Here is a 12,974-nt window from a genome sequence, read left to right on the forward strand (position 1 = left end):
GCAATTTTTTTGAATAACCACCGTGGCGCCCCGCTGTGCTGGGGAAGGACCTAAAAGAAGCAACCCACAAAACAAGCCGGAACCGACGGGTTACTAAAAATCTTTGGAAAAGCAGCCACCCCGAACATCCGTTTGACAGAATGCTACGCGCCTGCCGGGCCTTAACTTATAATTGAGCGGCATGCACTCCGCCTGCTAAGTTCCTGATAATATCCATTTTTGTCCAATGATTTATCCTGAGGCCGGGAAGGGCGATATTATCCGGAATACTTTGTGACTTAAATCCTGATAACACCTCCTGATAATATTATTTCAAATATATATGTAAGGATGGGCCGGGTAAAGACTCTTACTGGTAGATGAATGATCATAAAAGGAGAGTGGAGGTTAAGATGAAGAATGCAAGAGCACTGAGCATGCTCAGTACCGAGCTGAGGCGGCGCAACTACAGCTATCGTACGGAAAAATCGTATGTGCAGTGGGTTAAACGGTTTTTGCTGTATATTCAGAGGCATAAGGGGAATATCATCAATGAACAAAGTATTACGGCCTATCTTAATTACTTGGCTGTGGAGCGGAGGGTGGCAGGATCTACACAGAACCAGGCCTTGTGTGCGATTATCTTTTATCTTGAAAAAGTACTGCATAAGCAGGTCCCTGAGCTTGTTAATCTGAAGAGAGCCAAAAAGTCTGATCATTTACCGGTCGTCCTCACAAAGGCTGAAGTCAGGCGGGTTTTGGAACTACTGCAAGGGGTAAAACAGCTGGTAGTGCAGTTGCTCTACGGGTCGGGACTCAGAATATCTGAAGCCCTTCGGCTGAGAGTGCAGGACCTGGATTTTTCCTACCGGCAACTATTTGTACGCAATACGAAGGGGCGTAAAGACCGTACCACGATACTGCCGGACCGATTGGTAATGCCCCTGAAAAGACATCTCCGTAAGGTTAAGCGTCTGCATGACAGAGACCTGGACCGGGGATGGGGCGAGGTTATTCTTCCGAAGGCCCTGGACAAAAAGTATCCGAGTGCAAACAGGGAACTGAAATGGCAGTATGTCTTCCCATCCAGGAAGAGGCGCAAGGATCCACGGTCAGGCCGATACCAGCGCTATCACCTTTCTACATCCACGGTGCAGAAGGCGGTACGCAAGGCCGTCCGCAGGGCAAATATACAAAAGCATGCAACATGTCACACCTTCAGGCACAGCTTCGCTACTCATCTATTGGAAAATGGCTATGACATAAGAACGGTTCAGGAATTATTGGGACATAAAAGTGTAAAAACCACGCAGGTGTATACCCATGTCCTCAAGAGGGGAGGGCAGGGGGTCAAAAGTCCCCTGGATGGCTGAGGTACCAAGATGCGGGGAGTACGGTTCGGAATGTTGACTCGTTACATGTTCTGTTGCCTCTATACTTCCGGCAGTTCTTTTTGAGCGTCCTTGAACGCTTTGCGAGGCGTAAGACCCGGGATCTCGACTATCTCTATATCCTCAATGAGGATGCCCAGGGGACAGCACACCTTTATATTTATGACGGTAATTGTTAGGACCATATCAAGTACGTGTAAAATCATTGGCCGTACGGGCACAGCTTCAGGCAGCGTCTGTCAAAAACGGGTGCTGCCGGTGAACCGTGGCGGCCTGGTAGATAAGCTCCTTAAGCGGGCGGTGATAACTACCGGAAATTCCGGCGTTGGTCCAGTCGTTTCGTATTTTTGCCATCACCCATTTTCGTAAGGATCGGTATGGCACAACGCGGTTAAAGCCAGGGGGTGATGAACTGATACTGCAATGCCCATTCCGGGGGCAGGATGGGGCTGGGCGGTATCGGCTGTCTGAAATGTGCTGCGTCTCGCCCAGACTATTGTCAGTCTTGAGCCTTTTTGATTATATTCGAAGGCATGAAACTATTCAGGTATTTAAAAAAATACTATATCAAAGGCGTTGTGCGGGGGCGCCAGCTGTATAAGATTTACCGCAACCGCTTTAAAGGGGTAGAGGTAGAGCTATATGACCTGAATAAAAAACTTCATCCCTACTTCAAGGGGCTCAGCATCTCCCTGATGCTGCTGGCGCTGCTCAGCCTGGTGGCATCGTTTGGGTTTGAGCTTCCGGAGGAATATTTCAGGCTGAACGAATACCTCGAAATTGTGATCATCCTGGGCTTCTTCACACTGTTCCTGAGCCGCATCATCTTTACCTCCCGGCGCGGTGAACTGGTCAGGAGCCATTTCCTGGAAGCCCTGCTCTTCCTGTTGTTGTCGGTGGGCATGGTGCTCTACCTGCTGGGTCTTGAAAGTGTGTTTCGGGTATGGGGCTCCCTGCTGGGCATTGAGGATACGTTCCCGCTGCTGGTGCTGCTCACCAAGGTCTACCTGGTGCTGCTGGTGGTGGCGAAGACCATCCAGGCGGCCCCGCTGCTAATCTCCCTGCAGCGTCACCCTGCACGGATGATTGTGGGCAGCTTCGCCCTGCTCATCCTGTTTGGGGCCCTGCTGCTGATGATGCCCCGTACCACGGTCGACGGGCAGGGTCTGGATTTTGTTAACGCTCTCTTTACCTCCACCAGCGCGGTCTGTGTGACGGGGCTGATCGTGGTGGATACGGCCACCCATTTTACCACCCTGGGGCAGTCGATTATCCTGGTGCTCATTCAGCTGGGGGGACTAGGCATCATCACCTTTGCCACGCTTTTTGCCCTGCTGGTCAGCGACCGCCTGGGGATCGGACAGATGGTCTTTCTGAAGGATGTACTCAGTCAAGACCGGGCCCAGGAAACCTTCCGGACAGTCAAGCGTATCATCGCCCTGACCTTTTCGGTGGAGGCGCTGGGCGTAGCGGGCTACTACCTGAGCTGGACGGGCCTCTTCCCGGATGCCGGCACCCGCCTGTACCACTCGCTGTTTCATGCCATATCCGCTTTTTGCAATGCGGGCTTCTCAACGTTCACCAACAGCCTGGCTGATTCGGGCAACGCCCTGAACAGCGGGGTCAACATTACAACCATGTTGATGATTGTCCTGGGCGGGCTGGGCTTTACCACCCTCTGGGAGCTGGTGCGGGGAAATCCGAGGCGTAAAATACGCAACCGGAAGCTCTCGGTGCATACCCGACTGGTGCTTATTACCACGGCCCTGCTGATCGTGGGCGGCACCATCGCCATTACCGCGCTGGAATGGAACCATACGCTGCAGGGCTTTGCCGCCTCTGACAAGTGGATGATGGGGCTGTTCCAGAGCGTGACCACGCGTACGGCGGGTTTCAATACCATTGATATCGGAGCACTCAGTTCCAGCACAACGGTACTGTTCCTGGTGCTCATGGCGATTGGCGCTTCGCCGGCGTCCACGGGAGGGGGCATCAAGACGACAACCATCGCGGTGCTGCTGCTGACGGTATATGCAACGGTGCGGGGCCACGACCGCGTGGAGTTTTCCCGGAAGACCATCCCACAGGTCACGATCTATACAGCGATAACGGCCTTCACACTGGCAGCCACGAGCCTGTTCGTGTTCACGCTGCTGCTGACCTTCACCGAGGACCTGCCATTTGTGGACCTGCTGTTTGAGGAGTTTTCAGCTTTTGCCACAGTGGGACTGTCGCGGGGTATAACGGCGGATCTCTCAACGGCCGGCAGGATCATTGTCACCGTCTCCATGTTTATCGGCCGGGTGGGGAGTGTAACAATGGCGCTGGCCTTCGCCAAACGCATCCACAAGCGCCAGTACCAGTATCCCAAGGAGAGTGTGATTGTTGCCTGAGTAGCAGGATCTTCATAGACTGAACCTATATTTTAGAATAAAGCGGGTTAACGTTATCCTTAGAAAAAGAGATTAGACTTATGGCCAAGAATGGAAAGGAGCAATTTTGTGTAATCGGACTCGGAAGCTATGGAACCTCGCTGGCCAAATCCCTGTCGGAGCTGGGAGCGTATGTCATGGCGGTGGATCATAATATTGAGCGGGTGGAGGAGGTCCAGCAGTTCGTCTCGGAGGCTATCATGTTTGACGCCACGGACCCGGCGATGCTGGCCGAACACGGGGTCTACGGAGCGGATGTGGTAATCGTGGGTATCGGTGAGGCCTTTGAGCCGGTGGTCCTGATCTGCATGGAGCTGTTGAAGGCGGGGGTGCCGCGCATCATCGCGCGGGCGGGCAGCGACACCCAGCAGTCGATTCTCAACCGTATTGGCATCAAGGAGGTGATCCACCCGGAGCGGGATGAAGGGGCCCGCATGGCAACACAGCTGATGCACTCGTCGGTGAGCAACTATTTTGAGCTCAGCGAGGATATTGCCATCTATGAAATCGATGCGCCCAAGAGCATGCATGATTTTACCCTGGCCGAACTGAAGCTGCGGGAGCGCTACGAGGTAAACCTGTTGACCATAAAACGGCCCCGAAAAAGGAAGGTGACCCTGGAAGAGGGAGTGGAACACGAGGAGCTGGAAGTGCTGGGCGTACTGGACGGGCAGGCGGTAATCCGTCCCAACGACCGGCTGGTTGTCATGGGGCGCCATGAGAATATCAAGAAACTGATGGACACCAACCAGTGATGGGGGAGATGGAACACACGGGAACAGCTTCATTCGAGATCGATGTGCCGTACCGGCTCTTGGAAAGAGGGGCAGGGAGGGAGAAACCGCTGATTATCTACCTCCATGGGTTTGGTCAGCATATGAACAGTTTCCAGAGCCAGGTGGCGCCCCTGACAACACTGTCGGCCTACCATCTTTTTGTTTCCGGACCCTATCCGATCTACGACCGCCGGCGGAAGAAAAAGGTGGATGAATGGGGTCGGGCCTGGTATCTCTACGACGGGGAGCAGGAGCAGTTCGAGCGTTCACTGGAACAAAGTGCAGCCTTCATCGAGGGGGTGCTGGACCAGATCGGGGATGATATTGCGGCGACCCGGATGGCAGTGATGGGCTATTCCATGGGCGGCTACCTGGCAGGCTATTTTGCTCTGTCACGCCCCGGCAGCGTCGATGAGCTGGTTGTGATGGGCAGCCGGATAAAGACGGAGCTGTTTGAAGACCGGCCGGGCAGCTATTCACATCTTAGTGTACTGGCCCTGCATGGACGGAAAGACCGGCGTGTAAAAAGCAATCCTCAGCGTCTGAGCTGCGAGAAGTTGTCCAAATGGGGTGCCACGGTCACATTCAAAACACTGGCCGCGGGTCATAAACTGGATCCACCCTACATTTCAGCCGCTAAAGAGTGGCTGATGGACCACGGCTACGGCTGAGCAGAATACCGACAGGGTCCCTATGCCGGATATTGGCCGCCCTGGATGTATTGCCGGAGGTTGGAAATTTCGCCGCGCTGCCTGGAGATGATCGCCTTGACCAGGTCGCCGATGGAGATCACGCCCACCACTGTGTCGTTCTCCATTACCGGCAGGTGACGAATCTTTTTATTGGTCATGATCGACATGCAGGAATCCACCGTGTCGTCGGGAGATACATTATAGACCTTTCCGGTCATGATGGTGCTTACTTTTGTTTCTTTGGAAGTTCGTCCTTTTAGGATAACTTTGCTGCGGTAGTCGCGCTCACTTAAGATGCCCAGCAGCTGTTCGCCATCCATAACGACCAGGGCCCCGATGTCCAATTCATCCATCTTGGCTATGGCTTCAAATACGGTTTGATTGGCGGAGATGCTGTATACGTCGTATCCCTTGGTTTTTAATATGTCCCTAACGAGCATATTTACCTCCTTTTTTTTATGGAAAAATGAAATGACAAAAAGTATTATAACATTTATCTAAGATTAATACACATTAGCAGATTATTTTTATGGATAATGCCCTCAAAGGAGCAGTGACCGGTCATTTACTGCAATTCATCACCGAAGATCGCCGCCGGCGCATCAATGAGGTGCTTGATCAGCGAAGCCGTTTTCTGTCGGTGGTCCTGGAAGACCTCTATCAGCCGCACAATGCCAGTGCAGTACTTCGCAGCTGCGACTGCTTTGGCGTACAGGATGTTCATATTATTGAAAATGAGAATCGGTTTAATCCCAGCAAAGGGGTCACGATTGGCTCGGATCAGTGGCTTTCGCTGCACAAATACAATGCTTCCGGAGATGGGGAAAACACGCGGCGGTGTTATCGGCAGCTTCGGGAACAGGGGTACCGGCTTGTCGCGACAACTCCCCACGAGGATGATGTGACCATCGACCAAGTGCCGCTGGATCAAAAGACGGCCCTGGTGTTTGGATCAGAGCTGACGGGCCTTTCGGATGTGGCCCTGGAGGAGGCGGATGCCTATGCCCGGATTCCGATGGTGGGATTCAGCGAAAGTTTCAACATATCGGTAAGTGCAGCCCTCTGCCTGTATGAGCTTTCGACCCGGCTGCGCAGGGAGGGCACGGGCTGGGAATTGACGGAGGATGAAAAACGGGACTTGCGGCTGGAATGGGTCCGCAAGTCGGTGCGTGCAGCCGACAAGATTGAAGAGCGGTTCCTGGCTGAAAGGCAGTCATCAGTTGATAACTGAAAGAAAGGGCCGCGAAACCGGCCTTCTGTCTGCGAGCCATAGAGCGTATCTCCGGGTTCGGGTCAGCGCGGCAGTCGTTCCGGCATATCAGCGACCACATACGCCATAACAGCCATGGCGGCAATGCATTTTTTGTATTCCTCGGGGTCCAGCTTGTCGATGGTGTCGGCGGCTGTATGGTGATACCAGAAATAGCGCGAGGAGTCGACCAGAAGGCCCATGCCGGGCACGCCTTCGCGCATGATGGGGCCGATGTCAGCTCCGCCGCCTCCACGGGATATGTTGTCGGCATCGATGGGCTGCAGTAGTTCTCCCACGGCTGAGATCATGGCATAAGCCTCGTCGGAACCGCTGAAACCGAACCCCTGCGGATCAAAAACCCCGGCATCCGACTCAATGGCAAGTACATGGTCGTCGATGGATCCGTCAGCCTGGACGGAATCGCGATAGGCTGTTGCGCCGCGGAGGCCATTTTCTTCATTGGTCCACATGACCACGCGTACAGTGCGCCTGGGCTGAAGTCCCAGTTCTTTCATCAACAGCAGGGCTTCCCACGCCGCGAACGAACCGCCGGCATCATCCATCACGCCCTGGCCAACATCCCAGGAGTCAATATGTCCGCCCATAACCACGATCTCCCCGGGTTTTTCAGAGCCTTTGATTTCAGCTATAACGTTTCGGGAGCGGGCGTCAGGCAGGGTCCGGGCGTTCATCTCCAGGTGCAGGCGGATCGTTTCTCCCCGCTCCTGCATGCGCTGGAGCATGGCGGCGTGTTCGGTAGTGATGGCGGCATGCGGGATCTTCGGAGTGTCTTCCTGGTAGTTGGAGGTGCCGGTATGCGGGGTCTTCATGGAATAGGGGCCGACTGAGCGTATCAGGCTGGCAACCGCCCCTGCCTTGGCTGCTTCGATTGCTCCGTTCATACGGTACTGCACGGTTTCCCCGTAGGTGACGAACGGGACATTATAGAGTACAATTTTGCCGCGTGCCCGGTCCGCTTGGGACTTGAGCTCTTCAAAACTGTTGACGACCAGCACTTCGGCCTGGAGCCCGCCATCCGGCGTGCTGATGCTACCCCCCAGCCCCAGCATCGGCAGATCCATGCGTCGGGGGCGTATAAGGGTGGCCGATTCTTCACCGCGCACCCAGTGGGGCACCATGACGGGATGGGTTGTCACCCGGTCCAGGGGCTGCTCCTGCATGCGTTCCACAATCCAGTCTATTGAATGCTCCAGGCTTTGGGAACCGCTGAGGCGGTGACCAAAAGTATCAGCAAAATAGGTAAGCGTTTGAAATGCTTCGTCATCCTGCAGGGCTGCGTCGATAAGGGTCTCGGCTTCTTCCCGGTATTCCGAGAAATCGTAGGAAGTCGACTGGCCCCTTGCTGTGACGGAGAGTAGAAAAGGTAAGGCAAAACAGAGAATGGGAAATCGTAGGTTGAGCATAAGTGCATAGTTAGAGAACTGGCCATTTTGTGAGGTGGTAGATAGAAAATTATTCTATAAAATAACAGGCCAAATACGGACGGCAGGCAGCAAATGGAAGGAAAGCGGCAGGCTTGTGGGATATGGCGTTACCCCTTGGACCAGCTGCGGAACGGACTGGTGGAGAGTCTGCTAATCCATTGATCTATCACTGGACTCGGCAGCAGCCTTGTACATTTCGTACTCCTCGGGCGAAACATCCACGAAAAGATAGTGCAGGGGATCAACGGCCTCTCCGTCCAGATGGACCTCGTAATGCAGGTGGGGCCCGGAAGACAAGCCGGTGTTGCCGGAATAGCCGATCAGCTGGCCCCGTTTTACCCGTGTTCCGGGCCGGATGTCTTTGGCAAAAGAGGAGAGGTGTGCATAATAGGTTTCATAGCCAAAATCGTGATCGACAATCAGCAGCCGGCCAAAGGTTCCCTTTCGGGCGGCGTGCTTGACGACACCGTCGCCGGTGACGAATACCTTGCTACCCACACTTGCACTGAAATCGAGTCCGTCGTGCTGACGCCGGTACTTCAGGATAGGATGGTACCGCTTGCCAAAACCGCTCACGATACCGCCGCCGGTGGGCTTGATAGCGGGCAGGTGAGCCATTTTTTTCTGGTTTTCATTATATGCCGACTTGATGTCTTCAAAGCTCGACTTCTGGATATCTATACTGCGCTCCAGTCCCTCGAGGTTCTGGGCTGTCTGCTTCAGAATTTCAGCCGTCCCTTCGCTGTACATGTCAAATTCGCTGTATACATCGGCACCACCGGCACCTCCCTGGCGTTCATCCATGGAGATGGTTTCCATGCCCAGGAGCGATCGATACATTTCGTTGTCAACCTCGGCGAGCTCGTCAACCTGCTGGTCAAGATTCTTGATGCTGGTCTGGGTAAGCCGCAGCTGTTCCTTGAGGGCCTTGTTTTCTGCTTTCAGGGCAATTTCGGCAGGTGTCCCAATGGAAAAAGAGAGAATGGAAATGCCAATTCCTGCTAAAACCACACCGCATAACAGCCAGACGGAGGCGGTGTAGACAATGCGCTCTAGCTTATTGTACTTGACGGGTACGAACTCGCAATTCTGCTCGTCGTAGAAATAGTAGTTTTTTAAAGACATGTTAAATGTGCTGGTATCGGAAATCTCTCCGAGGTAACGCTGTGAATATCAGTCTTACGGTAATTAAATGGGCTAATAATACCTATTAAATGGGTGAAATCAAAATAAATCGTTCTTATTCTACATCTCCTTCAAAGTAATCGATGGCCCTGCGCGGCGCCGAGGATCTTCTTTTCTTCTTTTCGGCAATGTGCTTCTTCACCTTGCCCTGGAATGCTTCGGCAGCATCATAGCCGTAGTGGCGCAACAGGTAATTCATGGCAATGACTTCCGCAATGACGGTAATGTTCTTGCCCGGTGTGATGGGCAGGTTGATAAAAGGGATATCGATATCCATGACGGAAGTCGTGTCGCGGTTCAGACCGGTGCGTTCGATATTCTGTGATTCCTCGTCCCACAGGGAGAGTTCGAGTACGACTTCGAGCCGTTTCTGATAGCGAATGGCCCGTACACCGAACATCGACATGATATCGATGATACCGAGTCCCCGTATCTCCATAAAATGCTTGTTCATTTCTGTGGCGGAGGTCATCAACACATTATTCTTCTTGGTGAGAATGACGGCATCATCGGATACAAGCCGGTGACCACGTTCCACCAGGTCAAGGGCCACTTCGCTCTTGCCAATGCCCGATTTTCCCACAATGAGAATGCCCACGCCGTAAACGTCAACCATCGAACCGTGCACAATGGTCTGCAGGGCAAACTGGTCTTCAAGGAATTCGCGCAGCAGCTGCAGAAAGCGCGTGCTTGCATAAGGGGTTCCGTAAACTGGTATGCCTGCCTCTTTGGCCATTTCAAGCAGATGGTTCGGCAGGCCGTTGTTGTTGGTTACAAACAGTACGGGTATCTCAAACTGGACGAGATTCTTAAAGGCTTCTTTCTGCTCGGCAACGGAAAGGTTTTTGAGATAGCGGCTCTCGGTATTGCCGATGATCTGTATGCGCTGGTGCGTAAAAAGCTTGACAAAACCAGCCAACGCCAGACCGGGGCGGTGGAGATCCGCCTCGGTGACGTATCGCTGGGTGTTATCGCATTCGGCCACGAGGACGTTAAGTTCCACATTAACGCGTTCGCGCAGCTTTTCTATAATATAGGCTACGCTTATCTTTTCTTTTTTTGGTATGGATTTATGTGGTCCGAATGACATGAGTCAGTGTGTTACCGCTGATGGAGAGTTATTTTTTTATATTTTTTCAGTTGACGGATAATATTGTCGATAACCATGTTGATGGCTTGTTCATAAGAGGAAGCTTGTTCCTTGGCGTTCAATAATTTCTGAGGTACTTTTACATTCAGCTCAGCCTGCTGGGGGGTGTCATCACTGGCTACCGGCTGCAGGATGATGTCACAGGTAATAATACGATCATAAAATTGATCCAGTTTCTGTACGGCATCTTCAGCGTAGGCATGAAGTTCCGATGATGGATCAAAATGGCGTGCTGTGAATGTAGTTTTCATAATGAGTCCTCTTAGTTAAAGTTTAGGTTTTAGCTCTTGGATGTGCTAACTCGTAAACATTTTTCAAACGTTCAACGGATGTATGAGTATAAACTTGTGTTGCCGAAAGATCCGCATGTCCCAATAATTCCTTAATTACACGGATATCCGCACCATTGTCAAGCAGGTGGGTGGCAAAGCTGTGCCTCAGCACGTGCGGGCTTTTCTGGGTGACTTCGCTGGCACGCTGCAGAAAATCCTTGACCATACGCTGCACAGCCCGGGCATAGATCCGCTGTCCGCCGGCTGCCAGAAATACGGCGCTGCGGGCATCCGCGTCAGTTTTTGGTCCGTAGAGTTCGGCCACGGTGTCCAGGTGCCGTTTCAGGGCTTCCCGGGCCCGGCTGCCGAGGGGCACGATACGCTGCTTGGCCCCTTTTCCCAGCACTTTGATCTGGTTAAGCTTGATATTGACATCCTCCCTGTTGAGCTGCACCAGTTCACTGAGGCGTATGCCGGTACCGTAGAACAACTCCAGTATCGCCCGGTTCTGGGCCGAACGCGGCGTATTGCCGGGAGCAAGCTCCATCAGTCGCTCGATGTCGGCCGGAGAAACCGTTTTGGGCAGTGGGCGATCTTTTTTGGGTATCACGAGCAAGTGTGCCGGGTTTCGTTCTGTAAGTCCTCGTTTATAGCAGTATTTAAAAAAAGAACGTACGGCAGCCACTTTTCGTGCAATTGAACTTTTGGCAAGATCCCGTGCGGATAGCTCACCCAGCCAGAGCCGGATCGTTATGCGCTCAATACGGTTGATATCCGGATCCTCTTCTTCAAAATGGGCCTGGCAGAAGGTAGAAAACTGTCTCAGGTCATTTTCATACGAAGTAACAGTATGCGGGGAGGCATTACGCTCAATCTTCAAGTAGCGGAGATATTTATCTACAGCATTCTTCATCTACCGCAATATGGATACTTTCCGGGTAAAAATAAACACCAAGTTGCAGGGAATCGAGTTTGGAATCCGGCAGCGGCAGCCGTATTGCTGTTGCATAGCCGAGCAGGGAGTCATGAAAAGTCTCAGGTACTACATCGTAAACCTTTCAGAGGGGGCGTCCTTTCCACTCGGGGGCTTCCCGGCTCAAATGATCCCGTAGGACCTGAATACCCAGAAGTTGAAACCAGCCGACCCCCAGTGGGTGGAGCAGTGCATAGTACATCGGCCAGTCAAACCAGCGGTTGATAATCATGCGCTGGAGGAGCATCAGCAGTACCGCCGCAGAAAATAGGAGCAGGAGCTGATCCCGGTCATAGAGGAGGGGAATGGAAAGCACGGGAAGCAGGAAGACGACGGCATGCAGCAGGGCCATGAACATAAAGGAAGGGATATGATGGCTGAAACCGGCCAGGAAATTTTTACGGAGCCCCTGCCAGAGCTCCTGGGCCGTCCGGTACATCCGACAGCTGACAACCCTGCTGCCGTGGTACATGTTCATAGCGAGCCCGGATCGCTTTATATTCTTTGCCAGCGCCACATCTTCCACAATCTCATCCTTGACTGAGCGGTGGCCGCCGACCTGTTCATAGCTCTCTCGTTTGAAGGCCATAAATTGGCCACAGGCTGCTGCAAAGAGAGGTGCCACGGTTTTTCTGAGAAAAGGGGGGATCCACCTGGGCGCCCGGCGTACGTAGCGAACAGGCAGCAGGGTCAACAGGGCCATGTAGATCAGCGGGATGACGTTCTTCTCCCAGAAAGTACCCAGCTCCTGGGAGGGCCAGAGCGTGATAAAATCCAGCACATCCTGTCCCATGGTGCGGACGGTTTTGGACAGTGCCGAGGGCTCCAGCCAGGTGTCGGCATCGATAAAGAGCAGGATCTCTTCGCGGGAAGCTTCGGCCAGTTGATGACAGGCCCACGGTTTGCCCAGCCAGCCATCGGGTTTGGGACGCCCCCGTAGAACCGTCAGCCTGTTTGGAAATTGGTCTTTCAGTCTGGCCAGGATGGTCCCCGTAGCATCGGTGGAGCCGTCATCGAGCACATATACCTGGAAGTCGGGGTACTGCTGGCTGACGGCCGAGCGCACGCAACGCTCCACAGAGGCCTCTTCGTTCCGGGCGGGGATGCAGATACTTGCACTGGGGGCCTGGCGGGCAAAATAGGAGGGAGGCACGGATTCCAGCGGCTTGAAATCACGCCGGTTCATCAGCAGGACGGCGGAGGTTATCAACAGGTATCCCAGGGCTATGTAGGCGACTGTCAGCATGGCTGAAAGTTAGCAGGGAAAAGAGGAAGATCAAACTGATCCGCAAAAGGGATGGCCGCCTACTTTCCAGAGGGGGGAGGGGTACGGTGTGTTTCAAAAAGGCAATGATAAGTTGTGAGATGACCCCCACCGTTGGTAATTTCCGGAAGTCAGGTTCAGAGTTGCAAAACATCCTGTAAAG

14 protein-coding genes are annotated in these 12,974 nt (G+C 53.3%); 5 read left to right on the forward strand and 9 right to left on the reverse strand.

All coding sequences use genetic code 11. The features are described from left to right. Window positions 1–392: 392 nt before the first annotated feature. Window positions 393–1,352 (forward strand): integron integrase, encoded by a 960-nt coding sequence (locus tag FN808_RS13840; protein WP_142715209.1) that lies wholly within the window; start codon window positions 393–395, stop codon window positions 1,350–1,352. A gap of 59 nt (window positions 1,353–1,411) precedes the next feature. Here FN808_RS13840 and FN808_RS18950 read toward each other — a convergent pair whose 3' ends face one another. Both FN808_RS18950 and FN808_RS19355 read right to left on the reverse strand, forming a co-directional pair. After that, window positions 1,412–1,555 (reverse strand): hypothetical protein, encoded by a 144-nt coding sequence (locus tag FN808_RS18950; protein WP_185958413.1) that lies wholly within the window; start codon window positions 1,553–1,555, stop codon window positions 1,412–1,414. Between the two features lie 40 nt (window positions 1,556–1,595). After that, on the reverse strand, window positions 1,596–1,724 hold the full coding sequence (locus FN808_RS19355) for a hypothetical protein (protein WP_281280779.1): 129 nt from the start codon (window positions 1,722–1,724) through the stop codon (window positions 1,596–1,598). 179 nt (window positions 1,725–1,903) lie between these two features. On the opposite strand from FN808_RS19355, the gene FN808_RS13845 reads away from it, so the two are divergent. The 3 genes from FN808_RS13845 to FN808_RS13855 all read left to right on the forward strand — a co-directional run bounded on the left by FN808_RS13845 (window position 1,904) and on the right by FN808_RS13855 (window position 5,249). Continuing rightward, window positions 1,904–3,763 carry a TrkH family potassium uptake protein gene (locus tag FN808_RS13845; RefSeq protein ID WP_142715210.1) on the forward strand — a complete coding sequence of 620 codons (1,860 nt, stop codon included), beginning with the start codon at window positions 1,904–1,906 and terminating at the stop codon, window positions 3,761–3,763. Window positions 3,764–3,843: 80 nt separating this feature from the next. Next, a complete protein-coding gene (locus FN808_RS13850) occupies window positions 3,844–4,557 on the forward strand; it encodes a potassium channel family protein (protein ID WP_142715211.1) in 714 nt (237 codons plus the stop codon). An 8-nt stretch (window positions 4,558–4,565) separates the two neighbouring features. Beyond that, the gene (locus FN808_RS13855) at window positions 4,566–5,249 is read left to right on the forward strand and encodes an alpha/beta hydrolase (RefSeq protein WP_185958414.1); all 684 of its coding nucleotides are present in this window, start codon (window positions 4,566–4,568) and stop codon (window positions 5,247–5,249) included. Between the two features lie 20 nt (window positions 5,250–5,269). On the opposite strand, the gene FN808_RS13860 is transcribed toward FN808_RS13855, so the two are convergent. Next, window positions 5,270–5,710, reverse strand: coding sequence for a CBS domain-containing protein (locus tag FN808_RS13860; protein ID WP_142715213.1), 441 nt, complete (start codon window positions 5,708–5,710; stop codon window positions 5,270–5,272). Window positions 5,711–5,799: 89 nt separating this feature from the next. Between FN808_RS13860 and FN808_RS13865 the strand changes: the two genes are divergently transcribed. After that, window positions 5,800–6,501, forward strand: coding sequence for a TrmH family RNA methyltransferase (locus FN808_RS13865; RefSeq protein ID WP_142715214.1), 702 nt, complete (start codon window positions 5,800–5,802; stop codon window positions 6,499–6,501). A 62-nt stretch (window positions 6,502–6,563) separates the two neighbouring features. Here FN808_RS13865 and FN808_RS13870 read toward each other — a convergent pair whose 3' ends face one another. From FN808_RS13870 to FN808_RS13895, 6 genes are all read right to left on the reverse strand, one after another. Continuing rightward, window positions 6,564–7,946, reverse strand: coding sequence for a M28 family metallopeptidase (locus tag FN808_RS13870; RefSeq protein ID WP_142715215.1), 1,383 nt, complete (start codon window positions 7,944–7,946; stop codon window positions 6,564–6,566). Window positions 7,947–8,117: 171 nt separating this feature from the next. Next, window positions 8,118–9,092 (reverse strand): M23 family metallopeptidase, encoded by a 975-nt coding sequence (locus tag FN808_RS13875; RefSeq protein WP_142715216.1) that lies wholly within the window; start codon window positions 9,090–9,092, stop codon window positions 8,118–8,120. A gap of 115 nt (window positions 9,093–9,207) precedes the next feature. Next, complete coding sequence (gene hprK, locus FN808_RS13880) at window positions 9,208–10,242, reverse strand: HPr(Ser) kinase/phosphatase (protein ID WP_142715217.1); 1,035 nt, start codon at window positions 10,240–10,242, stop codon at window positions 9,208–9,210. An 11-nt stretch (window positions 10,243–10,253) separates the two neighbouring features. Further along, window positions 10,254–10,553 (reverse strand): ribosome hibernation-promoting factor, HPF/YfiA family, encoded by a 300-nt coding sequence (gene hpf / locus FN808_RS13885; protein WP_142715218.1) that lies wholly within the window; start codon window positions 10,551–10,553, stop codon window positions 10,254–10,256. 22 nt (window positions 10,554–10,575) lie between these two features. After that, on the reverse strand, window positions 10,576–11,487 hold the full coding sequence (locus tag FN808_RS13890; protein WP_142715219.1) for a tyrosine recombinase XerC: 912 nt from the start codon (window positions 11,485–11,487) through the stop codon (window positions 10,576–10,578). Window positions 11,488–11,632: 145 nt separating this feature from the next. Continuing rightward, window positions 11,633–12,793, reverse strand: a complete 1,161-nt coding sequence (locus FN808_RS13895) for a glycosyltransferase family 2 protein (RefSeq protein WP_142715220.1) — start codon at window positions 12,791–12,793, stop codon at window positions 11,633–11,635. Window positions 12,794–12,974: the final 181 nt, after the last annotated feature.

It is taken from the genome of Fodinibius sediminis, from assembly GCF_900182555.1.
GTDB classification, from domain to species: Bacteria; Bacteroidota; Rhodothermia; order Balneolales; family Balneolaceae; genus Fodinibius; species Fodinibius sediminis.